Source organism: Variovorax sp. LjRoot84 (assembly GCF_964254305.1).
Lineage (GTDB): Bacteria > Pseudomonadota > Gammaproteobacteria > Burkholderiales > Burkholderiaceae_C > Variovorax.
The window spans coordinates 5,286,332-5,308,376 of the sequence record NZ_CAXUTE020000001.1 but is presented as its reverse complement, the minus strand read 5'-3'; the positions used below and the strand labels follow the sequence as shown (position 1 = coordinate 5,308,376).

At 65.0% G+C, this 22,045-nt stretch carries 19 protein-coding genes; 17 read left to right on the top strand and 2 right to left on the bottom strand.

What is annotated here, in order from left to right; genetic code table 11:
* The first annotated feature begins 17 nt into the window (after window positions 1-17).
* The 9 genes from ACSQ9I_RS26220 to ACSQ9I_RS26180 all read left to right on the top strand — a co-directional run bounded on the left by ACSQ9I_RS26220 (window position 18) and on the right by ACSQ9I_RS26180 (window position 9,998).
* Window positions 18-1,814 (top strand): acyl-CoA dehydrogenase C-terminal domain-containing protein, encoded by a 1,797-nt coding sequence (locus ACSQ9I_RS26220; protein WP_436315013.1) that lies wholly within the window; start codon window positions 18-20, stop codon window positions 1,812-1,814.
* 5 nt (window positions 1,815-1,819) lie between these two features.
* Window positions 1,820-2,251, top strand: coding sequence for a DUF2147 domain-containing protein (locus ACSQ9I_RS26215; RefSeq protein ID WP_436315012.1), 432 nt, complete (start codon window positions 1,820-1,822; stop codon window positions 2,249-2,251).
* 23 nt (window positions 2,252-2,274) lie between these two features.
* Window positions 2,275-4,674 (top strand): 3-hydroxyacyl-CoA dehydrogenase/enoyl-CoA hydratase family protein, encoded by a 2,400-nt coding sequence (locus ACSQ9I_RS26210; protein ID WP_436315011.1) that lies wholly within the window; start codon window positions 2,275-2,277, stop codon window positions 4,672-4,674.
* 25 nt (window positions 4,675-4,699) lie between these two features.
* Window positions 4,700-5,896, top strand: coding sequence for an acetyl-CoA C-acyltransferase (locus ACSQ9I_RS26205; protein ID WP_436305522.1), 1,197 nt, complete (start codon window positions 4,700-4,702; stop codon window positions 5,894-5,896).
* A 44-nt stretch (window positions 5,897-5,940) separates the two neighbouring features.
* Window positions 5,941-6,846, top strand: a complete 906-nt coding sequence (locus ACSQ9I_RS26200) for an alpha/beta hydrolase family protein (RefSeq protein WP_436293689.1) — start codon at window positions 5,941-5,943, stop codon at window positions 6,844-6,846.
* Between the two features lie 31 nt (window positions 6,847-6,877).
* Window positions 6,878-7,708 carry an acyl-CoA thioesterase gene (locus tag ACSQ9I_RS26195; RefSeq protein WP_436315009.1) on the top strand — a complete coding sequence of 277 codons (831 nt, stop codon included), beginning with the start codon at window positions 6,878-6,880 and terminating at the stop codon, window positions 7,706-7,708.
* A gap of 2 nt (window positions 7,709-7,710) precedes the next feature.
* Window positions 7,711-8,439 carry an SDR family oxidoreductase gene (locus ACSQ9I_RS26190; RefSeq protein WP_093103884.1) on the top strand — a complete coding sequence of 243 codons (729 nt, stop codon included), beginning with the start codon at window positions 7,711-7,713 and terminating at the stop codon, window positions 8,437-8,439.
* 10 nt (window positions 8,440-8,449) lie between these two features.
* Window positions 8,450-9,046 carry a 2-hydroxychromene-2-carboxylate isomerase gene (locus ACSQ9I_RS26185; RefSeq protein ID WP_436315008.1) on the top strand — a complete coding sequence of 199 codons (597 nt, stop codon included), beginning with the start codon at window positions 8,450-8,452 and terminating at the stop codon, window positions 9,044-9,046.
* Between the two features lie 187 nt (window positions 9,047-9,233).
* Complete coding sequence (locus tag ACSQ9I_RS26180; protein ID WP_093103887.1) at window positions 9,234-9,998, top strand: enoyl-CoA hydratase; 765 nt, start codon at window positions 9,234-9,236, stop codon at window positions 9,996-9,998.
* A 73-nt stretch (window positions 9,999-10,071) separates the two neighbouring features.
* Here the strand turns inward: ACSQ9I_RS26180 and ACSQ9I_RS26175 are convergent, their stop codons facing one another.
* A complete protein-coding gene (locus ACSQ9I_RS26175) occupies window positions 10,072-10,494 on the bottom strand; it encodes an acyl-CoA thioesterase (protein ID WP_436305517.1) in 423 nt (140 codons plus the stop codon).
* A gap of 41 nt (window positions 10,495-10,535) precedes the next feature.
* On the opposite strand from ACSQ9I_RS26175, the gene ACSQ9I_RS26170 reads away from it, so the two are divergent.
* The 7 genes from ACSQ9I_RS26170 (at window position 10,536) to ACSQ9I_RS26140 (ending at window position 17,882) form a co-directional block, all read left to right on the top strand.
* Window positions 10,536-12,368, top strand: a complete 1,833-nt coding sequence (locus ACSQ9I_RS26170) for an ABCB family ABC transporter ATP-binding protein/permease (protein ID WP_436315007.1) — start codon at window positions 10,536-10,538, stop codon at window positions 12,366-12,368.
* A gap of 32 nt (window positions 12,369-12,400) precedes the next feature.
* On the top strand, window positions 12,401-13,339 hold the full coding sequence (locus ACSQ9I_RS26165; RefSeq protein ID WP_436315006.1) for a 2-hydroxyacid dehydrogenase: 939 nt from the start codon (window positions 12,401-12,403) through the stop codon (window positions 13,337-13,339).
* A 21-nt stretch (window positions 13,340-13,360) separates the two neighbouring features.
* Complete coding sequence (locus ACSQ9I_RS26160) at window positions 13,361-14,341, top strand: LysR substrate-binding domain-containing protein (protein ID WP_436315005.1); 981 nt, start codon at window positions 13,361-13,363, stop codon at window positions 14,339-14,341.
* A 360-nt stretch (window positions 14,342-14,701) separates the two neighbouring features.
* Window positions 14,702-15,601 carry an amino acid ABC transporter substrate-binding protein gene (locus tag ACSQ9I_RS26155; RefSeq protein ID WP_436315003.1) on the top strand — a complete coding sequence of 300 codons (900 nt, stop codon included), beginning with the start codon at window positions 14,702-14,704 and terminating at the stop codon, window positions 15,599-15,601.
* 93 nt (window positions 15,602-15,694) lie between these two features.
* Complete coding sequence (locus ACSQ9I_RS26150) at window positions 15,695-16,429, top strand: amino acid ABC transporter permease (RefSeq protein ID WP_093103898.1); 735 nt, start codon at window positions 15,695-15,697, stop codon at window positions 16,427-16,429.
* A 1-nt stretch (window position 16,430) separates the two neighbouring features.
* Window positions 16,431-17,120: an amino acid ABC transporter permease gene (locus tag ACSQ9I_RS26145; protein WP_093103900.1), complete on the top strand. Its 690-nt coding sequence runs from the start codon at window positions 16,431-16,433 to the stop codon at window positions 17,118-17,120.
* Between the two features lie 24 nt (window positions 17,121-17,144).
* On the top strand, window positions 17,145-17,882 hold the full coding sequence (locus ACSQ9I_RS26140) for an amino acid ABC transporter ATP-binding protein (protein ID WP_436293717.1): 738 nt from the start codon (window positions 17,145-17,147) through the stop codon (window positions 17,880-17,882).
* A 950-nt stretch (window positions 17,883-18,832) separates the two neighbouring features.
* Here the strand turns inward: ACSQ9I_RS26140 and ACSQ9I_RS26135 are convergent.
* The gene (locus ACSQ9I_RS26135; protein ID WP_436315002.1) at window positions 18,833-20,392 is read right to left on the bottom strand and encodes a Fic family protein; all 1,560 of its coding nucleotides are present in this window, start codon (window positions 20,390-20,392) and stop codon (window positions 18,833-18,835) included.
* A 441-nt stretch (window positions 20,393-20,833) separates the two neighbouring features.
* Here ACSQ9I_RS26135 and ACSQ9I_RS26130 point away from each other — a divergent pair, with 441 nt between their 5' ends.
* Entirely contained in the window at window positions 20,834-21,967 is a 1,134-nt protein-coding gene (locus ACSQ9I_RS26130; RefSeq protein WP_436315001.1) for an AAA family ATPase, read from the top strand.
* The last annotated feature ends 78 nt before the right edge of the window (window positions 21,968-22,045 follow it).

The following is a 22,045-nucleotide window of genomic DNA, read 5'->3' as shown; positions in this document are numbered from 1 at the left end:
TCCCTGGAGACCTTTCCATGCCCGCCTACACCCCGCCCCTTCGCGACATGCAGTTCGTGATGCACGAAGTGCTCAAGGTCACCGAAGAACTCAAGGTTCTCCCGAAGCACGCCGACGTCGATGCCGAGACCATCAACGCGGTGCTCGAAGAGGGCGGCAAGTTCGCCGCCGAAGTCACCTTCCCGCTCAACATCAACGGCGACGAAGAGGGCTGCGTGCTCGACAAGAGCACGCATGAAGTGAGGACCCCCAAGGGCTTCAAGGAGGCCTACGCCAAGTACGTCGAAGGCGGCTGGGCGGCGCTGTCGTGCGATCCGCAATACGGCGGCCAGGGCCTGCCTTTCGTGGTGAACCAGTGCTTCTACGAAATGCTCAACTCGGCCAACCAGGCCTGGACCATGTACCCGGGCCTCTCGCACGGCGCGTACGAGGCGCTGGTGGCGCACGGCACCGACGAGCAGAAGAAGACCTACCTGCCCAAGCTCACCAGCGGCGAATGGACCGGCACCATGTGCCTGACCGAGCCGCATTGCGGCACCGACCTCGGCCTGCTTCGCACCAAGGCCGAGCCGCAGCCCGACGGCACCTACAAGCTGACCGGCAACAAGATCTTCATCTCGGCCGGCGAGCACGACATGGCCGGCAACATCATCCACCTGGTGCTGGGCCGCCTGCCGGACGCGCCCAAGGGCAGCAAGGGCATCAGCCTGTTCGTCGTGCCGAAGTTCAACGTCAAGGCCGACGGTTCGCTCGGCAGCCGCAACGGCATCTACTGCGGCGGCCTCGAGCACAAGATGGGCATCCACGGCAACGCCACCGCGCAGATCGTGCTCGAAGGTGCCACCGGCACGCTGGTCGGCGAGCCCAACAAGGGCCTGGCCGCGATGTTCGTGATGATGAACGCGGCTCGCCTGGGCGTCGGCAACCAGTCGCTGGGCCTGACCGAAGTGGCTTTCCAGAACGCGCTGGCTTACGCGAAGGACCGCATCCAGATGCGCTCGCTCTCGGGCGTGAAGGCCAAGGACAAGGAAGCCGATCCGATCATCTTCCATCCCGACGTGCGCAAGATGCTGATGACCGCCAAGGCCTATGCCGAAGGCGGCCGCGCGCTGGCCATCTACTGCACGCTCTTGCTCGACAAGGAGCACCACCATCCCGACGAGAAGGTGCGCAAGGACTCGGGCGAGATCGTCGCCCTGCTCACGCCGATCGTGAAGGCCTTCATCACCGACAACGGCCACATCTCGACCAACGCCTGCATGCAGGTCTTCGGCGGCCACGGTTTCATCAAGGAATGGGGCATGGAGCAGTTCGTGCGCGACAACCGCATCAACATGATCTACGAGGGCACCAACACCGTTCAGTCGCTGGACCTGCTGGGTCGCAAGGTGCTGGGCAACAACGGCGCCACGCTGAAGAAGTTCGGCAAGCTGGTCGCCAAGCTGGTGGAGGAAGAAGGCGTCAACGAGAAGATGAGCGAGTTCATCACGCCGATCGCGGTGCTGGGCGAACAGCTCACCAAGTTCACCACCGAGATCGGCTTCAAGGGTTTCCAGAATCCCGACGAGGTGGGCGCTGCGGCCGTGGACTACCTGCGCGTGGCGGGCCACTTCGTGTTCGGCTACTTCTTCGCGCTGATGGCGCGCGTGGCGCTCGCCGAGATCGCGGCCGGCAGCACCGATCCGTTCTACCAGGCCAAGCTGCAGACCGCGCGCTTCTACTTCGCCAAGCTCTTCCCCGAGACCGCGACGCTGATGCGCACCGCGCGCACCGGCAGCGCGCCGCTGATGAACACCGACGCCGCCCTGGCCTAAGCATCATGAAGCGCCTTCTTGCAGCCATCGCACTCGCGTCGGCCAGCTCGGCTTTCGCGCAGATGTCGCCCGTCGGCGTCTGGCAGAGCATCGACGACAAGACGAACGAAGCCAAGTCGCAGATCCGCGTCGCGGAGTCGGGCGGCGCGCTCAACGGCCGCATCGAGAAGCTGCTGCGCAAGGATGCGAAGCAGGATGCGGTGTGCGACGAGTGCACCGACGACCGCAAGGGCAAGCCGCTGCTTGGTCTCGAGATCATCCGCGGCGCGAAGAAGGCCGAGGGCAGGGAGGTCTGGGAGGACGGCAAGATCCTCGACCCCGAAAACGGCAAGACCTACACGCTGCGGCTCACGCCGATCGACGGCGGCAAGAAGCTCGAAGTGCGCGGCTCGGTGTTCGGCATCGGCCGCACGCAGACCTGGGTTCGCGTTCAGTAAGACACCTATTTGTTGGAAATTCCATGTCCCGATTTCAAGTGAAAAAGGTCGCCGTGCTCGGCGCCGGCGTGATGGGCGCGCAGATCGCGGCCCATCTCGTCAATGTGCGCGTGCCGGTCGTCTTGTTCGACCTGCCTGCAAAAGAGGGTCCGAAGGACGGCATCGTGAGCCGCGCTATCGACAACCTCAAGAAGCTCAAGCCCGCACCCCTGGGCGATGCGGCCGATGCGACGCTGATCGAGCAGGCCAACTACGAAGACGACCTCGCCAAGCTCGGCGAGTGCGACCTGGTGATCGAAGCCATTGCCGAGCGCATGGACTGGAAGCTCGATCTCTACAAGAAGATCGCGCCGCATGTCGCCAAGCACGCGATCCTGGCCTCGAACACCTCGGGCCTCTCGGTCACCAAGCTCAGCGAGGCGCTGCCCGAGGCGCTGAAGCCGCGCTTCTGCGGCATCCACTTCTTCAACCCGCCGCGCTACATGTTCCTGGTCGAGCTGATCAACACGCCGACCACCGAGCCCGGGGTGCTGGACCAGTTGGAAGCCTTCGTCACCAGCACGCTCGGCAAGGGCGTGGTGCGCGCGCACGACACGCCCAACTTCATCGCGAACCGCGTCGGCATCGCCGGCATGCTCGCGACCCTGAAGGAAGTCGAGAAGTTCGACCTCACGCCCGACGTGGTGGACGACCTCACCGGCAAGAAGCTGGGCCGCGCGAGCTCGGGCACCTTCCGCACCGCCGACGTGGTGGGCCTGGACACCATGGCCCACGTGGTCAAGACGCTGCAGGACAACCTGAGTGCGCAGACCGATCCCTTCTACGGCAACTTCGCGACGCCGCCGGTGCTGGCCAAGCTGCTGGAACTCGGCAACCTGGGGCAGAAGACCAAGGCCGGCTTCTACAAGAAGGCCGGTCGCGACATCCTGCGCTTCGACCTCGCCAAGGGCGAGTACGTGCCTTCGGGCGACAAGGCCGACGAGGTCTACGGCCGCATGCTCAAGAAGCCGGCGCCGGAGCGCTTGAAGCTGCTGCGCGAAAGCGAAGGCGCGCAGGGCCGCTTCCTCTGGGCCATCCTGCGCGACAGCTTCCACTACGCGGCCGTGCACCTCGCGACCATCGCCGAGAGTGCGCGCGACGTCGACTTCGCGATGCGCTGGGGCTTCGGCATGAAGCAGGGCCCCTTCGAGCTGTGGCAGGAGGCCGGCTGGGCGCAGGTCGCCAAGTGGATCCAGGAAGACATCGATGCCGGCGAGGCGCTCTCCACTGCGCCGCTGCCCTCCTGGGTGTTCGAAGGTCCGGTCGCACAAGCGGGTGGCGTGCACACGCCCGAAGGTTCGTGGAGCGCATCGCAGAGCAAGTTCATCGCGCCGCGCCGCCTGCCCGTGCATGAACGCCAGCTGTTCCCCGAGAGCGTGCTGGGCAGCAATGCGCCGGACGCCAACAAGGCCGGCACCACGATCCAGGACGAAGGGGACGTGCGCCTCTGGACGCTCGACGGCGAGGTGCTGATCGCGAGCATCCATTCGAAGATGCACGCCATCAGCCCCGACGTCGCCGATGCGCTGGCCGCGGGCGTCGATCTCGCCGAGCGCGAATACAAGGCGATGGTGATCTGGTCCCCCGACGAGATGTTCTCGGTCGGCGCCGACCTGCAGGCGATGCTGCCGGCCTTCGTGGTCGCGGGCATCGGCGCGGTCGAGGGGGCGGAAGAAGAGCTGCAGAACGTGATGCTCAAGATCCGCTATGCCGGCGTGCCGGTCGTCTCGGCCGTGCGCGGCATGGCGCTGGGCGGCGGCTGCGAGCTGGCCATCCACTCGGCCAAGCGCGTCGCGGCGATGGAAAGCTACATCGGCCTGGTCGAAGTCGGCGTGGGCCTGGTGCCCGGCGCCGGCGGCCTGACCTACATCGCGCGCCGTGCGGCCGAGAACGCCGAAGCCTCCACCGGCACCGACCTGCTGCCCTTCCTGACCGAAGGCTTCACCGCCGCGGCCATGGCCAAGGTCGGCACCAGCGCGCTGGAATCGAAGAAGCTGGGCTATCTGCTCGAGAGCGACGTGATCGTGCCCAACAAGGACGAGCTGCTCTACGTCGCATTGCAGCAGGCCAAGGCCATGGCCGACGCCGGCTGGCGCGCGCCGCTGCGCCGTCAATTCAAGGTCGCGGGCCGCAGCGGCGCCGCCACCATCAAGGGGCAACTGGTCAACATGCGCGACGGCGGCTTCATCAGCGAGCACGACTTCCACATCGCGGGCCTGATCGCAGGCGTGGTGACCGGTGGCGACGTCGATGCCGGCAGCCTGGTCACGGAGGAATACCTGATGGCGCTGGAGCGCAAGGCCTTCTGCTCGCTGATCCTGCATCCGAAGACGCAGGAGCGAATCATGGGGATGCTTTCGACGGGCAAGCCGCTACGCAACTAAGTAATACCCAGAAGGAGCATCCTCCATGAAACAACTTCAAGACGCCTACATCGTCTCCGCCACCCGCACCCCCATCGGCCGCTCGCACCGCGGCTTCTTCCGCAACATGCGTCCCGACGATCTGCTCGCGACCACCCTGAAGGCGGCGCTCGCGGCGGTGCCGGGGCTCGATCCGAAGGCGATCGAGGACATCATCTGCGGCTGTGCGATTCCCGAGGCGCAGCAGGGCCTCAACGTCGCGCGCATCGGCGCCGTGCTCGCGGGCCTGCCGACCAGCATCGGCGGCATCACGGTCAACCGTTTCTGCGCCTCCGGCCTGTCGGCGGTGCAGATGGCGGCCGACCGCATCCGCGTCGGCGAGGCCGAGGTGATGATCGCGGCCGGCGTCGAGAGCATGAGCATGGTGCCGATGATGGGCAACTCGCCCTCGCTGTCGCCATCGATCTTCGAGCGCGACGGCGACGTCGGCATCGCCTACGGCATGGGCCTCACGGCCGAGAAGGTGGCGCAGCAGTGGAAGGTGAGCCGCGAGGCGCAGGATGCCTTCGCGCTGCAGTCGCACCAGCGTGCGCTGGCCGCGCAGCAGGCCGGCGAGTTCGCCGCCGAGATCACGCCCATTGAGGTGACGGACCGCGCGCCGAACCTCGAGACCGGCGAGGCCACGCCCAAGACCCGCACCGTGAACCTCGACGAAGGCGCGCGCCCCGACACCAGCCTCGAAGGCCTGGCCAAACTGCGCACCGTGTTCGCCGCGCGCGGCTCGGTCACGGCGGGCAACAGCTCGCAGACTTCCGACGGCGCGGGCGCGCTGATCCTCGCGAGCGAGAAGGCCTGCAAGCAGTTCGACCTCAAGCCGCTCGCGCGCTTCGTGAGCTTCGCGAGCAAGGGCGTGCCGCCGCACATCATGGGCATCGGCCCGATCGAGGCGATTCCGGCGGCGCTGCGCTATGCCGGACTCACGCAGGACGCGATCGACTGGATCGAGCTCAACGAAGCCTTCGCCGCGCAGTCGCTGGCGGTGATCAACACGCTGGGCCTGGACCCGGCCAAGGTCAATCCGATGGGCGGCGCGATCGCGCTGGGCCATCCGTTGGGCGCGACCGGCGCCATCCGGTCGGCGACCGTGGTCCATGCGCTGCAGCGCAAGAAACTCAAGTACGGCATGGTCACGATGTGCGTGGGCATGGGGCAGGGCGCTGCCGGGATTTTTGAACGCGTCTGACGTCCGGGCCGGTGCTTGCTCGAAAAGAAAACAAGGAGACAAGCGTGAGACAAGAGACATTGCAGCTTGACGACGGCACGCAGCTCGCGCTGCGGATCTACGAGCCCATCGGCCCGCAGCGCGCCAGCGTCGTGATCGGCGGCGCGATGGGCGTGCGCCAGGCCTTCTATGAACCTTTTGCCCGCTGGCTGACGCAGGAGGGCCTCAGCGTCTGGACCTTCGACTACCGCGGCTCGGGCGATTCGCGGCCGGCGACGGCCGGCGGCTCGTTGCGCGGTTTCGAGGCCGACCTGTTCGATTGGGCGCGCGACTACGAGGCCGTGATCGACGCCGCCAAGGCCGCGCGCTCCGACCGGCCGCTCTACCTGCTGGGACACAGCCTGGGCGCGCAGCTGCCGGGTTTTCTCGAGCGGCCGCAGCAGGTCGACGGCCTCATCAGCATCGCGGCGGGCAGCGGCTACTGGCGCGAGAACGCGCCGCGTCTCAAGCGCAGCATCCTCTACTTCTGGTTCTTCCTGGTGCCGCTGGCGACGCGGCTCTGGGGCTACTTTCCGGGTCGCAAGCTCAAGAAGGTGGGCGACCTGCCGCGCGGCGTGATCCTGCAGTGGCGGCGCTGGTGCCTGAACCCGCGCTACAGCGTCGGCGCCGAAGGCGCTGCGGCCGCCCGCAGCTACGAGCGCGTGCGCTTCCCGGTGCTGGCCCTGTCGATGACCGACGATGAACTCATGACGCTCGAAGGCACCGAGAGCCTGCTGAGCTTCTACGCTGGCGCGCCGCGCGCGATGCAGCGCATCGCGCCGGCCGACGTGCAAGCCCGCCACATCGGGCATTTCGGCTTCTTCCGCGAGCAGTTCAGCCTGAGCCTGTGGCCGCGCCTGGCCGACAGCCTGCACCGGCTCGCGGCGCTGACTTCTACAGCGCCATCGGGCGTCCCGCACACGACTGCATAAGCCAAGGTCACGGAGGCACACTGCGACGATCATGAGCATACATCCTCTGGACAAGGCCCTCGCGCTCGCGCACAGCGACATCCGCGCCGGGCTTTTCACCGGTGCCACGAGCCCGGACTACTGGAACATGGTCGGGCCCTTCGGCGGCACGACCGCGGCGGTGATGCTGCAGTCGGTGCTGAAGCATCCCGAACTGCTGGGCGCGCCGGTGGCGCTCACGGTGAACTACGCCGCGGCGCTGGAGGCAGGCGCTTTCGAGGTGCTGGCGATACCGGTGCGCACCAACCGCTCGACGCAGCACTGGACCATGCAGATGTCGCAGGCCGGCGCCGACGGCCAGCCGCATGTCACGACCACCGCGACGGCGGTCACGGCACTGCGCCGCGAGACCTGGGGCGCCAACGATCTGCCGATGCCCGAGGTGCCGTCGCCCGAAGAGGTCGAGCGCCTGAGCATCGGCCCCGCGCGCGTGGCCTGGATCTCGCAGTACGAAATGCGTCCGATCAGCGGCGCGATTCCAGCCAAGTGGGACGGCAGCGGCGATCACAGCGAAACGCGCATGTGGCTGCGGGATGCAGAGCCGCGTCCGCTCGACTTCGCCTCGCTCGCAGCCTTGAGCGACACCTTCTACCCGCGCGTCTGGCTGCGCCGCGCCAAGCCGGTGCCGATCGGCACGGTGTCGATCACGACCTACTTCCATGCCGACGCGAGGCACCTGGCGGAGGTAGGCCACGGCTACCTGCTGGGCCGCGCGACGGGGCAACAGTTCCAGAACGGCTATTTCGACCAGTCGGCGCAGCTGTGGAGCGAATCGGGCGCGCTGCTCGCCACCAGCAATCAGATCGTCTACTTCAAGGAATGACTATGACGGCCAGCAGAGCAGCCTTGATCGTCGGCGCCGGCGATGCCACCGGCGGCGCGATCGCCCGCCGCTTCGCGCGCGCGGGCTATGCGGCCTGCGTCACGCGCCGCAGCCTCGACAAACTGCAGCCGCTGGTCGCGCAGATCGAAGCCGAAGGCGGCACTGCGCATGCCTTTGCCAGCGATGCGCGCAAGGAAGAGGAGGTCGTCGCGCTGGTCGAGCAGATCGAGTCGAGCATCGGGCCGATCGAGGTGCTGGTGTTCAACATCGGCGCCAACGTGCCCGAGAGCATCCTGACCGAGACCGCGCGCAAGTACTTCAAGGTCTGGGAGATGGCCTGCTTCTCCGGTTTCCTGAACGGACGCGAAGTCGCCAAGCGCATGGTGGCGCGCGGGCGCGGCACCATCCTCTTCACCGGCGCCACGGCCTCGCTGCGCGGCAGCGCCAACTTCGCCGCCTTCTCCGGTGCCAAGATGGCGCTGCGCGCGCTGGCCCAGAGCATGGCGCGCGAGCTCGGGCCGCGCGGCATCCACGTGGCGCACACGGTGATCGACGGCGCCATCGACACCGAGTTCATCCGCAGCAATTTCCCCGAGCGCTATGCGTTGAAGACGGAAGACGGCATCCTCAACCCCGAGCACATCGCCGATGCCTACTGGATGCTGCACGCGCAGCCGCGCGATGCCTGGACCCACGAGCTCGATCTGCGCCCGTGGTCCGAGAAGTTCTGAGGAGACCGGTATGACGACGACGCGATCGGTCGAGTTCTATTTCGACTTCGGCAGCCCCGCCTCGTACCTGGCCGCCACCCAGTTGCCGCACCTGTGCGCCGACGCCGGCGCCGAGCTGGTGTGGAAGCCGATGCTGCTGGGCGGCGTGTTCCAGGCCACCGGCAACCAGTCGCCGGCCGCCATTCCGGCCAAGGGCCCGTACGTGTTCGAGGACCTGGCACGTTTCGCTCGGCGCTACGGCGTGCCGTTGCAGCAGAACCCTTATTTTCCGATCAACACGCTGCTGCTGATGCGCGGCGCCACCGGCATGCAGATGCGCGAGCCGGAGCGCTTTCGCGCGTACGTCGATGCCGTGTACCACGCGATGTGGGTCGAGCCGCGCAATCTCAACGACCCGGCCACGCTCGCTGCCGCCCTGGCCGATGCCGGCTTCGACCCGGCATCGATGATCGCGCTGGCCAATGCGCAGGAGGTCAAGGACCGCCTCAAGGCCGCGACGCAGGAGGCGGTGGCGCGCGGCGTCTTCGGTGCCCCTACCATGTTCGTCGGCGACCAGATGTTCTGGGGCCAGGACCGGCTCGATTTCGTACGCGAGGCGCTGGTATGAAGCACACCCCCAGGCTTGGCGCACTTCGTGTCGCTACGCCAACCCCCTCGCCGGGGGCAACACCAGCGGCCCGGCAGAGCCGGTTCCGCGGTGTTCCCCGAATCGACCGCGACGGTTTCCTGCGCTGCGGGTCGTGCGCAGCGCGGTGGAACTATTGATACTTACTTCTTTGCAGCAAGGAACTCCCATGAGCGACATCCTCGTCCACACCGAAGCCGGTGTGATGACCCTCACCTTCAACCGTCTCGACAAGAAGAACTCCATCACCCGCGCGATGTACGCCGAGCTCGCCGATGCGCTGGTCAAGGCTGAGCAAGACGGCGCGGTGCGCGCCGTGCTGATCCAGGGCGACGCCACCATCTTCAGCGCCGGCAATGACATCGGCGATTTCCTGGACGCCCCGCCTTCGACGCCGGATTCGCCCGTGTTTCGCTTCCTGCACGGCATCGCAACCTTCCCGAAGCCGATCGTGGCCGCGGTCTGCGGTCCGGCCGTGGGCATCGGCACCACGATGCTGTTCCATTGCGACCTGGTCTACGCGGGCGACAACGCGGCCTTCTCGATGCCCTTCGTCAACCTGGGCCTGTGCCCCGAGGCGGCCTCCAGCCTGCTGGTGCCGCAGATGCTGGGCTACCACCGCGCGGCCGAGGCGCTGCTCCTGGGCGAGCCCTTCATGGCCGAGGCGGCGCTCGAAGTCGGCCTGGTCAACCGCGTGGTGCCGCCCACCGAGGCCAACGCCATCGCCCAGGCGCAGGCGCGCAAGCTGGCGGCCAAGCCGCTCACGGCGCTGATCGAAACCAAGCGCCTGATGAAGAAGTCGCAGCAGTCGGCCGTGCTCGAACGCATGGGCGAAGAAGGCCAGAGCTTCGGCCGCATGCTGCGCGAGCCGGCGGCGCGAGAGGCCTTCACGGCCTTCATGGAAAAGCGGCGGCCGGATTTCTCGAAGATCTGAGGTCAGGCGACCTCTGGTGCGCTGTCGTGTCTGTGAGGTGGTCACAATCGTGACCACCTCGCAGCGTTGCCGATCAGTCCTTGACGATCGGCCTCGGCCGCCCGTTGTCGTCGATCGCGACGTAAGTGAAGGTGGCCTCGGTCACCTTGATGTACTCGCCCTGCGCCTTGAAGCGCTCGGCGAACACCTCGACCGTGACGGTGACCGAGGTGCGCCCGATGCGCACCAGCTTCGAATAGAAGGACAGGATGTCGCCCAGCCGCACCGGCTGCTTGAAGATGAACTCGTTGACCGCGACGGTGGCCATCCGGCCCTTGGCGTAGCGGGCCGGGATGACGGAGCCGGCCAGGTCGCACTGGGCCATGACCCAGCCGCCGAAGATGTCGCCGTTGGCGTTGACGTCGGCCGGCAGCGGAATCACCTTGAGCACCAGCTCCATGTCGGCGGGCAGGCTCTTGAGGGTGGCGGCCACATTGGCACTTGGAGATTCGGACATGGGCACAATCTGAGAACAACAAACAGCCACGATTGTCTCCGATGCGCCGCAGCGGCGAAGCCCTTTCCTCTCCCCACCCCGTCTCTGCGGGCCAGCCCGCGCGCGGCGACCGCTCCGACTGGGCCACGCTGCGCCGCCTGTTCCCCTACCTCTGGCGCTACAAGTGGCGCGTGATGGCCGCGCTCGCCTTCATGGTGGGCGCCAAGGTGGCCAACGTCGGCGTGCCGGTGCTGCTCAAGAACCTGGTCGACACCATGACGCCCAAGCCCGACATGGCGCAGGCGCTGCTGGTGGTGCCGATCGCGCTGCTGGTGGCCTACGGATTGCTGCGCTTCTCGACCTCGCTGTTCGGCGAGCTGCGCGAGCTGGTCTTCGCCAAGGCGACCGAGGGCGCGGCGCGCAGCATCTCGCTGGAGGTGTTCCGCCACCTGCATGCGCTGTCGCTGCGCTTCCACCTCGAGCGGCAGACCGGCGGCATGACGCGCGACATCGAGCGCGGCACGCGCGGCGTGCATTCGCTGATCTCGATGTCGCTCTACAGCATCGTGCCGACCATCATCGAGCTGACGCTGGTGCTGACCATCCTGGGCGTCAAGTTCGACGCGCTCTTCGTCTGGATCACCGCGGTCGCGCTGGTGCTCTACATCGTCTTCACCGTCACGGTGACGGAGTGGCGCACGCAGTTCCGCAAGACCATGAACGAGCTCGACTCGGTGGCGCAGAGCCGCGCCGTCGATTCGCTCTTGAACTACGAGACCGTCAAGTACTTCAACAACGAGGAGTTCGAGGCCGGACGTTACGACGCCAGCCTGGACCGCTATCGAAAGGCCGCCATCAAGAGCCAGCGCACGCTCTCCATGCTCAATACCGGCCAGCAGCTGTTGATCGCGGTCAGCCTGGTGCTGATGCTGTGGCGCGCGACGGCCGGCGTGGTCGACGGGCGCATGACCTTGGGCGACCTGGTGATGGTCAACGCCTTCATGATCCAGCTCTACATCCCGCTCAACTTCCTGGGCGTGATCTACCGCGAGATCAAGCAGAGCCTGACCGACCTCGACAAGATGTTCGTGCTGATGGAAAAGGAGCGCGAGGTGCGCGATGCGCCCGACGCGAAGCCCCTGGCCGGCACCGATTCGACCGTGCGCTTCGAGGACGTGAGCTTCGCCTACGAAGCCGCGCGGCCGATCTTGAAGCATGTGAGCTTCGAGATCCCGGCGGGCAAGACGGTGGCCGTGGTCGGTCCCTCGGGCTCGGGCAAGTCGACGCTGGCTCGACTCCTCTACCGCTTCTACGACGTACAGCAGGGGCGAATTTGCATCGGCGGCGAAGACATCCGCCAGGTCACGCAGGCCAGCGTGCGGCAGGCCATCGGCATCGTGCCGCAGGACACCGTGCTCTTCAACGACACCGTCGAATACAACATCGCCTACGGTCGGCCGGGCGCAAGCCGCGTCGAGGTCGAGGAGGCCGCCCGCGCAGCGCGTATCCACGACTTCATCGCCGCCACGCCCAAGGGCTACGAAACCACCGTCGGCGAGCGCGGCCTCAAGCTCTCGGGCGGCGAGAAGCAGCGCGTGGCGATCGCGCGCACGCTGCTGAAGAACCCGCCGATCGTGATCTTCGACGAGGCCACCTCGGCGCTCGATTCGGCCAACGAGCGCGCGATCCAGTCCGAGCTCAAGAGCGCGGCGCAGAACAAGACCACGCTGGTGATCGCGCACCGTCTTTCGACGGTGGTCGATGCGCACGAGATCCTCGTGCTCGAGGGCGGCGTGATCGTCGAGCGCGGCACGCATGCGGCCCTGCTCGCGCAGCAGGGCAAGTACGCGCAGATGTGGACCTTGCAGAAGATCGAGGCCCAGCCCGTTCTTTGAACTCTTTTTACCGATCCAGGAGCGATTCGAGAATGTCCGAGAAGATTCCCCTGCTGGTGCTCAACAGCCTTTCGAGCGCCCACCAGGCCCAGATTGCCGCGGTCTACGACATGAGCTACGCGCCCACCAAGGCCGAGCGCGCGGCCGCCATCGCCGCGCAGGGCGCGGAGTTCCGCGCCGTGCTGACCATCGGCGTGATCGGCCTCACGCCCCAGGAGCTGGCGGCGATGCCGAAGGTCGAGCTCATCTGCGCGATGGGCGCCGGCTACGAAGGCCTCCCGCTCGAGGCGGCCCGTGCGCGCGGCATTGCGCTCGCCAACGGCGCCGGCACCAACGACGACTGCGTGGCCGACCACGCCTTCGGCCTCTTGATCGGTGCGGTGCGCGGCATCCGCACGCTCGACCGGCAATGCCGCGAGGGCATATGGCGCGAAGAGATTCCGCAGCCGCCCAATGTCTCGGGCAAGCGTCTCGGCATCCTGGGCCTGGGCACCATCGGCCAGAAGATCGCCAAGCGCGCCGCGGGCTTCGACATGGAGATCGGCTACCACAACCGCAAGCCGCGCGAGGACGCGGCGCACCGCTACTTCGACAGCCTGAAGGCGCTGGCCGCCTGGGCCGACGTGCTGATGATCGCGACGCCGGGCGGGCCGGGCACGCGGCACATGGTCGATGCCGAAATCCTCGACGTGCTCGGCCCTCAGGGCTTCCTGGTCAACATCTCGCGCGGCAGCGTGATCGACACCGAGGCGCTCGCCAAGGCGCTGCGCGAAAAGCGCATCGCGGGCGCCGGCCTCGATGTCTACGAAAGCGAGCCGAAGCGTCCCGAGCCGCTGATCGGGCTCGACAACGTGCTGCTCACGCCGCACATGGCGGGCTGGTCGCCCGAGGCGACGCAGGCCTCGGTGAACCGCTTCATGGCCAATGCCGAAGGGCACTTCGCGCGGCGCGGCGTGGTGTCGCCTATTTAGGGAAAGACATAATCAGCCTTCATGGAAACCAAGTGGCTTGAAGACTTCGTCAGCCTTGCCGAGACCCGCAGCTTCAGCCGCTCGGCCCAATTGCGCCACGTGACCCAGCCCGCCTTCTCGCGCCGCATCCAGGCGCTCGAAGGCTGGGCCGGCACCGACCTGGTCGACCGCAGCTCCTACCCCACGCGCCTCACGCCCGCCGGCCAGACCTTGTACGGCCAGGCCATCGAGATGCTGCAGGCGCTGCAAAGCACGCGCGCCATGCTGCGCGGCCACTCGGCCGCGGCGCAGGACGTGATCGAGTTCGCGGTGCCGCACACGCTGGCCTTCACCTTCTTTCCGGCCTGGGTCACGAGTCTGCGCGAACAGTTCGGGCCGATGAAGAGCCGGCTCATTGCGCTCAACGTGCACGATGCGGTGTTGCGGCTGGTCGAAGGCAGCTGCGATCTGCTGATCGCCTACAACCATCCCTCGCAGCCGCTGCCGCTGGACGCCACCCGCTACGAGATGGTGAGCCTTGGCCAGGAGGTGGTCGCGCCCTGGGTCAAGCCCGATGCCGACGGCGCGCCGCGCTACCGCCTGCCGGGCCGGCCCGGCCAGCCGCTGCCTTACCTGGGCTATGCGCCCGGCGCCTACCTGGGCCGCGTGGTCGACCAGCTGCTCAAGGAATCCGACACCGCCATCCACCTCGATCGCGTCTACGAGACCGACATGGCCGAGGGTCTCAAGGTGATGGCGCTCGAAGGCCACGGCATCGCCTTCCTGCCGCAGAGCGCGGTGCGAAGGGAAGTGCGCGCCCGCACGCTGGTGAGCGCCTTGCCGCCGGAGATCGAGAGCCTGGAGGCGACGATGGAGATCCGCGCCTATCGCGAGCGGCCCGCCGCATCGGCGCCGGCCAAGGCTGGTGCGCGCAGCGCCAAGAGCGAGGCCGCCGGCCCGCGGGCCAAGAGCACGGTCGAAGCGCTGTGGGCCTATCTGGTCGGGACCCAGCCGGCGCCTTGAACGAGGCCCGGGTTATTTGTGCACTGCACAATCTATGACGCTGCGGCATGCCGATCTCCGCATTGCGCATTTGCCTGCGCGCGATGCCGGCCCTACAGTCTGGCCCCAAGTTTTGCTGTCGCACACGGTTTTGACGCACGCCCACGCGCGTGCTTTTTTTTAGCCGTGCCTTCGGGCACAAAGGCTGCTTAGTCGAATGCGCTCAAGACCAATGCGATGCGGCGCACCAGTGCGGAACTCCTGCCACACTCGGCGTGTCCGTCATCGGTGCAGGGCGCACCGGGTTGGCCCGGGTACCCCGCAGAATGCGAGTGTCTAGAATTTCGGCGTATCTCTCTCAGTCACACAGGAGTTTTCCAAATGAAGAAGCAAGTATTGGCAATGGCAGTGATGGCGTTGGCCGCTGGCGGCGCTTTCGCGCAAGCCAATGACACCCTGGCGAAGATCAAGGCCGCCGGCAGCATCACCGAAGGGGTGCGCGAATCTTCCGGACTTTCCTACACGCTGGGCGGCGGCCAGTACACCGGCTTCCACTACGACATCTGCGCCAACATCATCAAGGACCTCGAGAAGGCTGTCGGCAAGAAGCTGGAAACCAAGTACCAGCCCGTGACCTCGCAGAACCGCATTCCCCTGGTGCAGAACGGCACCGTCGACATCGAGTGCGGCTCCACTACCAACAATGCCACGCGCCAGAAGGACGTCGCTTTCGCCGTCACCACCTACGTCGAGGAAGTGCGCATCGCCGTCAAGGCCACCTCGGGCATCACCAAGATCGCCGACCTGAACGGCAAGACCGTCGCCACCACCACCGGCACCACCTCGGTCCAGACGCTGCGCAAGAACGAGCGCGCCACCGGCGTCGACTTCAAGGAGCTCTACGGCAAGGACCATTCCGACAGCTTCCTGCTGCTCGAATCGGGCCGCGCCGATGCCTTCGTGATGGACGGCTCGATCCTCGCCTCCAACATCGCCAAGGCGAAGACGCCGGCCGACTTCAAGATCGTCGGCGAAGTGCTGAGCGTCGAGCCGATCGCGATCATGATCCGCAAGGACGACCCGGCCTTCAAGAAGGCGGTCGACGACAGCATCAAGGCGCAGATCAAGTCGGGCGAGCTCAACAAGCTCTGGGACAAGTGGTTCCTGCAGCCGATTCCGCCGTCGAACGTCAAGATCGGCCTGGCCTTGTCGGACGCCACCAAGAACGCGTGGGCGAATCCGAACGACAAGCCGATGGAAGACTACGCGGCGAAGAAGTAAATCCCGCGCCCGTCGCCGCGCAACGCCCGCCGCACCCGGCGGGCGTTTGTTTTAACGCCCAACATAACAATCAGGTAGAGAAGGAGAGTCCCGATGGGATCGAACTGGGATTGGCAGGTCTTCTTGCAAGACCCCGGGGGGAAGTACCCGACGTACTGGGAATGGATGCTGTCGGCCTGGGGCTGGACCGTGTCCGTGGCCCTCTTGGCATTGATCGTCGCGCTCGTGCTGGGCTCGCTGATCGGCATCATCCGCACTTTGCCCGACAGCCCCTGGCTGATCCGCTTCGGCAACGCGTGGGTCGAGCTCTTTCGCAACATTCCGCTCCTGGTGCAGATCTTCCTCTGGTACCACGTCATACCCGCCATGATTCCGGTCATGAAGGATGTGCCCAGCTTCATCCTGGTGGTGCTCGCGCTGGGCTTCTTCACCTCGGCGCGGATCGCCGAGCAGGTACGCTCCGGCATCCAGGCGCTGCCCAAGGGCCAGCGCTACGCGGGCATGGCGGTGGGCTTCACCACGCCACAGTACTACCGCTACGTGATCCTGCCGATGGCCTACCGCATCATCATTCCGCCGCTCACGAGCGAGACGATGAACATCTTCAAGAACTCGTCGGTGGCTTTCGCGGTGTCGGTGACCGAACTCACCATGTTCGCGATGCAGGCGCAGGAAGAAACCTCGCGCGGCATCGAGGTCTACCTGGCCGTCACGGGGCTGTATGTGATCTCGGCCTTCGCGATCAACCGGCTGATGGCGTACATCGAGAAGAAGACCCGCGTGCCGGGCTTCATCGTCTCGGCCAACGCCGGCGGCGGAGGACACTGACATGATGAATCTCGACCTGTCCTTCTACAACTGGGACGTCATCAGCAACTTCGTCGTCAAGGGCTTCTACTTCAGCATCATGCTGACCATCGTCGCCACCATCGGCGGCGTGATCTTCGGCACCATCCTGGCGTTGATGCGGCTGTCGGGCAAGAAGTGGCTCGATGCGCCCGCTGCCGTCTACGTCAACGGCATGCGCAGCATTCCGCTGGTGATGGTGATCCTGTGGTTCTTCCTGCTGGTGCCGGGCTCGTTCTACGCGTCCTTCGGCTCGATCGGCAGCAACTACCGCTCCGAGATCTCGGCCGTGATCACCTTCATCGCGTTCGAGGCCGCCTACTTCAGCGAGATCATGCGCGCGGGCATCCAGTCGATCCCGCGCGGCCAGGTCTACGCGGGCCAGGCGGTGGGCATGACCTACGGCCAAAACATGAAGCTGGTGGTGCTGCCGCAGGCCTTCCGCAACATGCTGCCGGTGCTGCTCACGCAGACCATCATCCTGTTCCAGGACACCTCGCTGGTCTACGCCATCGGCGCCTACGACATGCTCAAGGGCTTCGAGACCGCGGGCAAGAACTTCGGCCGTCCGATCGAGGCTTACCTGCTCGCGGCGGTCGTGTACTTCATCATGTGTTATGCCTTGTCCTGGCTCGTCAAACGCCTGCACAAGAAAATCGCCATCATCCGCTGAAGGAGAAAAAAGATGTCCGACAAAATGATCGAAATCAAGAACGTTTCCAAGTGGTATGGCCCGGTACAGGTGCTCCAGGACTGCTCGGTCGACATCGCCAAGGGCGACGTGGTGGTGGTGTGCGGGCCCTCGGGTTCCGGCAAGTCCACGCTCATCAAGACGGTGAACGCGCTCGAGCCCTTCCAGAAGGGCGAGATCACGGTCAATGGCATCCCGCTGCATGACCCGAAGACCAACCTGCCGAAGCTGCGCTCCAAGGTCGGCATGGTGTTCCAGCACTTCGAGCTGTTCCCGCATCTTTCGGTGACTGAGAACCTCACGATCGCGCAGATCAAGGTGCTGGGCCGCAGCGCCGACGAGGCCAAGACCCGCGGCTTGAAGATGCTCGACCGCGTGGGCCTGATGGCGCACAAGGACAAGTACCCTGGCCAGCTCTCCGGCGGCCAGCAGCAGCGCGTGGCGATCGCCCGCGCGCTGAGCATGGACCCGATGGTGATGCTGTTCGACGAGCCGACCTCGGCGCTCGACCCCGAGATGGTCGGCGAAGTGCTGGACGTGATGGTGGCGCTGGCCAAGGAAGGCATGACCATGATGGTGGTCACCCACGAGATGGGCTTTGCGCGCAAGGTGGCCAACCGGGTGATCTTCATCGACGTCGGCGGCCGCATCCTCGAGGACTGCTCGAAGGACGAGTTCTTCAGTCATCCCGAGAATCGCCAGGCGCGAACCAAGGACTTCCTGAACAAGATCCTGGCGCATTAGGCTCGCCCCCAGGCTTCGCGCACTTCGTGTCGCGCGCGCCAACCCCCTACCGGGGGCGGCGCCAGCCGACCGGCGAAGCCGGATCGGCGGCACCCCAGCGAACAAAAAAGCCCCGCATCGGTTTAGCCGTTGGCTTGAAGCGTTGATCCCGACGGCTTGGTTTCGTAGGCTGCCCTCCCTGCCCATTTGGGCTCGGAGGGTTTTTTCTGGCCAAGATTTCTCCGTCAGGATTTCGGTTTCCCGATGCCGTTGAGGGCATCCAAGTCAACTTCTGCAAGACGATCAGGTGTGGCTCCTTTGGCGTCGCCGAGTCGCCCGATCAAAGGCGACGCGCACCTGAGGCCGATCCGAACCCTGGCGACTACGCGCGCCACGGTGCCAACGACTCCACTTTGATGAAATGTGCGCTCTGCAAGGCGCACATGCCAATTCGTAGCAACCAAGCTGTGGTCGAGGGGCTACATCGGCTCAGCTCGCACATTCTTGGTCGTACCGCTGCGTCGTGCCCGAATGAGAAGTGCGAGAACGACGGCAAAGCCATTGGCGAACCCGGTCACTACGCCCGCTTCGGAAAGACTCGCTTTGGCACGGCCAGATGGCGTTGCAATTCCTGCGGAAAGACGTTCACAGACGGAGGCAACCCGCTCCTAATAAGGCAGCGAAAGACTCACAAGAACCGCGACGTGTTCATGATGTTGATGGGCCTATTCAGCTTGAGGAGGTGCTGTACTTTCAAGGAAGGCCTCACTCTGAAAGCAGCCCCGCGCGGCGCCATCAAGCTTAGAGCCACCTGTGGCCGGTGGTCGGCGGCTCGCATGGCTGGACTGTGGGTGCCGAGCTACACCAGCGATGCATAACGCGCGGGCAGACAGCTTGAAAGGCTACAGTCGGCTGCGGATTCAACCGGTCGTTCGACGCCCGAGCCCAATCGAGGCAATATCGTTGCCCGCTCAGGGCGCGTGCCGTTCGAAGTACTCTGCAAAGCGGCTGTTGACGGTCGCCTCCATGCGTTCGACCTCGGCATCGCTCAGTCTTTCAGCCAGCTTGCGCTTGTTCCTGGACAACTTGCCGTGTCCTTGGACGATAACGTCGATGAGTGTGTTGAGCTGCGACTGGCGCATGTCGAGCCAGTTTCCCAACTCGCGCACGGTAAGGTCATGGGCGCGAAGGTAGGCCACCTCGTCCAGCAGGTCCTCTTCGACGCATAGCTTCACACACTCGAGGATGAACTCGCACATCTCGGTGGCGTCGAAGTAGGCGTACAGCCATGCCGGTTGCGGAGACCGTACCAAGATGGTGACGCTTTCTGCATCCAGCAGGTAGTCGAGAAGCTCCGTGCGCGGCCGCGAGTAGCTCTTGAGCAGGGCGGAGTAGCGAGGCAAGTCCTTGAACATGCGCGCAGACAGTGGCAGCACCACACCGGCAGGCGTGAAGCCGGCCTGTCGCAGCACATGGTGCAGCAAGAAACGATGCAGCCGCCCATTGCCATCCAGAAACGGATGCACGTAGACCAGGCCGAACGAGGAACAAGCAGCAGCCAGTACCGGATGAAGGCCCCGCCCCGCGGCCAACGCAGCGACCTCGGCCACTGAGTCCATCATCGAGTCCACGAGCGTCGGCGGCGGAGGTATGAAGTCGGCGATGTTCCGCAGGCGTCCTCCGGGGCGCGAAAGCCAGTTCTGGCTATTGCGATAAGACGCTTCAATGGACAAGGGGCCAACAATCTGTGACTGCCATTGCACCAGCTGCTCTTCGCTGAGCGCGCCGGGCTCGCCGGCCTGTTCCAGCAGGCGTCGGAACTTGGCCGAGCGATTGTTGTCGGGAATTTCGTCCTCGATGTTGTAGGTCGAGCGCGTCTCCGATAGGTACAGGAAGTCCACGGCTCGTGCCAACATTTCCGGCTCGAGGTTGCTCAGGGCGTTCGCCACCTTTGCGCCGAGGTCCTCAGCGAGTAGCGCGTCGAGCCTTTCAGTACGCCGAATCAGAGGGCTGAAGAAGCGGCCTCCCACCAGGTTGTGCGTCACGCCAAACTTGGTGTCCGGCACGGCTGGGCCGGTGATGTACTCCTTTGGGTCGAGCACAGGCACGCGTGGGGTGCCCGGCGGCAACTTGTATGCAAATTCGTGTCCCGTCAACCACTGGGCCAAATGTCCCGCCATTCGGGCGTACTTCGACGAGGGCTTGTCCTCTAGCCAAGCCTGCACACCCTCTAAAGTCTCCCTGTGCTCGAAGAGGGCGCCCAACACGGTGAGGTTCAGTCGCTCGCGCTTGAGTGCGAAGGTCAGTTGGCCCACCAAGCTGTTGGTGTCGGTCAGTCGTGGAAGAGGCAATTCGATGCGCTCGTCTCCGTCTGCTGCGATGATATGGCGCTCGACAGCACGGTCCACGCCTACGCTCACCGTGCGTAGCGGCGGCACCTGCAGTTGATAGCGCCGAATGAGGGCTTCGTAGCCCAGGTAGACCGGCGCGACGCGCGGGCTACCAGTGGCGGGTTCGGCAAGCGAATTCATCTACTCGAGCAGCGTCTAGGTCCGGATTTGTCTAGGTGGGTTGCAAAACCATCTACTTCACGGTCCATTCTACCAAATTCGTCTACGTTTGTTGGTGTGATGTCTACTTTTCGGCCATCAACCAGAAAACAATCTACAAGGCCAGCGTTCCAGAAATGACAGACACTTCCCCCATCGGCCTTCTGAGCGGCGCTGCCCTGCAAGCGGCCCTGAAACCCCTCCGCGTAGTTCGCCACGTTCCGCGCTAGCGAGCGAGCAACCGAAGTCCGCACGGGAACCTCTGCCGGATGCCTGAAGGCGGCCAGAACCGGACATCCGCAACGTATCGGCAAACGAATCACCCATCGGACATGTCCCGTCCTATGACGGAGGCAGAGCGAATATTGTGAAAAATTAAACTACCTTTCAATAATTATGAAAGATGACCATAATTTTTCATATATGGAACTGAACCAGATTTGGCACTGCCCCCGACCGGAGCTCGCAAAGCGCTACCTAGCCCTGCTGCAAGCCGGGCCGGTTGTGAGCACGACCATTTTCGCGCCCCGGCGCACCGGGAAGACGGTGTTTCTGCGCAAAGACCTGACGCCAGCAGCCGACGCTGCCGGCTTCACCGTCGCGTACGTGGACCTTTGGCAGACGAGGTTGAACCCCGGCATCGCGATTGTTCGGGGACTGGAGGAAGCGCTCACGCCGAGGACGTTGGCACAAAAGGCGCTCCACAAGCTGCATGAGCCGGTCAAGAAGGTCAAGGCATCCGGCAGCGCGGGTGAGTTGAAGGGCGCCATCGAGGTTGAGTTGGGCGACGCGAAAAAGGAAGCCACTGAACTCGCCCTGCGTATCGAAGAACTCGTTGTCAAGCTTGTTTCCAAGAAGAAGCTTCTGCTCTTGGTCGATGAAGCTCAGGAACTTGCACGAAGCAAGGAGAATGCGCTGATGGCAATGGCACTGCGCACCGCCATCACCAAAAATAGCGACAAGCTGCGAGTCGTATTCACCGGCTCATCGCGCACGCAGCTCGCCAACGTCTTCTCCAACAGCACCGCGCCACTCTTCTCGGTGGGCGCCGCTGTTCAAGAGTTCCCGCTGCTTGGCAGAGAACTAGTCGAATTCGTCGCAAAGAAGTTCCAGGTCGCCAGCGGACGAACCCTGGACGTCGCCGCAGGGTGGACGGCCTTCCAAGAATTCCACCAGCAGCCCGAGCCATTCCTCTCGGTGGTCGTGGCCATGCTCATGGACCCATCGCTCACCTTAGAGCGCGCTGTGGCAACCGAAAAGGCAGAGCAGGACAAGGAGGAAAACCACGAAGGAACCTGGGCGTCGCTCGATGCGATGCAGCGCCAGCTCCTTTTGCTCTTCGTCAACGACCCGCATGCCAAACCATTCGGAAAGACGGCGCTTGCGAAGCTTGCCAAAGCTCTCGGCGTTCCTTCGCTCGCGCCGTCCGACGTGCAGTATTCGCTCAACAACTTGAAGTCCAAGACCATCATCTCGAAGGCGCCAGGCGGTGTGCACACGTTCGAAAGCGCGGCGTTCGAGCGCTGGGTCAGAACGTTGGCGCCCGTTAATCCCTAACCGGCGCCAAACCGGCTGTGGCGTGTGGCAGCATCCGGCCACAACCGGCCCTTCGTTAGGCCAGTTGCGGCGCCAAGA

Excerpts from the sequence above, each read along its gene's own strand:
- ACSQ9I_RS26140 (WP_436293717.1), top strand. The coding sequence starts at position 17,145 with ATGATCGAAATCAAGAACGTTTCCAAGTGGTATGGCCCGGTACAGGTG.
- ACSQ9I_RS26185 (WP_436315008.1), top strand. The coding sequence starts at position 8,450 with ATGACGACGACGCGATCGGTCGAGTTCTATTTCGACTTCGGCAGCCCC.
- ACSQ9I_RS26215 (WP_436315012.1), top strand. The coding sequence starts at position 1,820 with ATGAAGCGCCTTCTTGCAGCCATCGCACTCGCGTCGGCCAGCTCGGCT.
- ACSQ9I_RS26160 (WP_436315005.1), top strand. The coding sequence starts at position 13,361 with ATGGAAACCAAGTGGCTTGAAGACTTCGTCAGCCTTGCCGAGACCCGC.
- ACSQ9I_RS26190 (WP_093103884.1), top strand. The coding sequence starts at position 7,711 with ATGACGGCCAGCAGAGCAGCCTTGATCGTCGGCGCCGGCGATGCCACC.
- ACSQ9I_RS26135 (WP_436315002.1), bottom strand. The coding sequence starts at position 20,392 with ATGAATTCGCTTGCCGAACCCGCCACTGGTAGCCCGCGCGTCGCGCCG.
- ACSQ9I_RS26205 (WP_436305522.1), top strand. The coding sequence starts at position 4,700 with ATGAAACAACTTCAAGACGCCTACATCGTCTCCGCCACCCGCACCCCC.
- ACSQ9I_RS26145 (WP_093103900.1), top strand. The coding sequence starts at position 16,431 with ATGATGAATCTCGACCTGTCCTTCTACAACTGGGACGTCATCAGCAAC.
- ACSQ9I_RS26130 (WP_436315001.1), top strand. The coding sequence starts at position 20,834 with ATGGAACTGAACCAGATTTGGCACTGCCCCCGACCGGAGCTCGCAAAG.
- ACSQ9I_RS26220 (WP_436315013.1), top strand. The coding sequence starts at position 18 with ATGCCCGCCTACACCCCGCCCCTTCGCGACATGCAGTTCGTGATGCAC.
- ACSQ9I_RS26175 (WP_436305517.1), bottom strand. The coding sequence starts at position 10,494 with ATGTCCGAATCTCCAAGTGCCAATGTGGCCGCCACCCTCAAGAGCCTG.
- ACSQ9I_RS26155 (WP_436315003.1), top strand. The coding sequence starts at position 14,702 with ATGAAGAAGCAAGTATTGGCAATGGCAGTGATGGCGTTGGCCGCTGGC.
- ACSQ9I_RS26195 (WP_436315009.1), top strand. The coding sequence starts at position 6,878 with ATGAGCATACATCCTCTGGACAAGGCCCTCGCGCTCGCGCACAGCGAC.
- ACSQ9I_RS26170 (WP_436315007.1), top strand. The coding sequence starts at position 10,536 with ATGCGCCGCAGCGGCGAAGCCCTTTCCTCTCCCCACCCCGTCTCTGCG.
- ACSQ9I_RS26210 (WP_436315011.1), top strand. The coding sequence starts at position 2,275 with ATGTCCCGATTTCAAGTGAAAAAGGTCGCCGTGCTCGGCGCCGGCGTG.
- ACSQ9I_RS26165 (WP_436315006.1), top strand. The coding sequence starts at position 12,401 with ATGTCCGAGAAGATTCCCCTGCTGGTGCTCAACAGCCTTTCGAGCGCC.
- ACSQ9I_RS26150 (WP_093103898.1), top strand. The coding sequence starts at position 15,695 with ATGGGATCGAACTGGGATTGGCAGGTCTTCTTGCAAGACCCCGGGGGG.
- ACSQ9I_RS26180 (WP_093103887.1), top strand. The coding sequence starts at position 9,234 with ATGAGCGACATCCTCGTCCACACCGAAGCCGGTGTGATGACCCTCACC.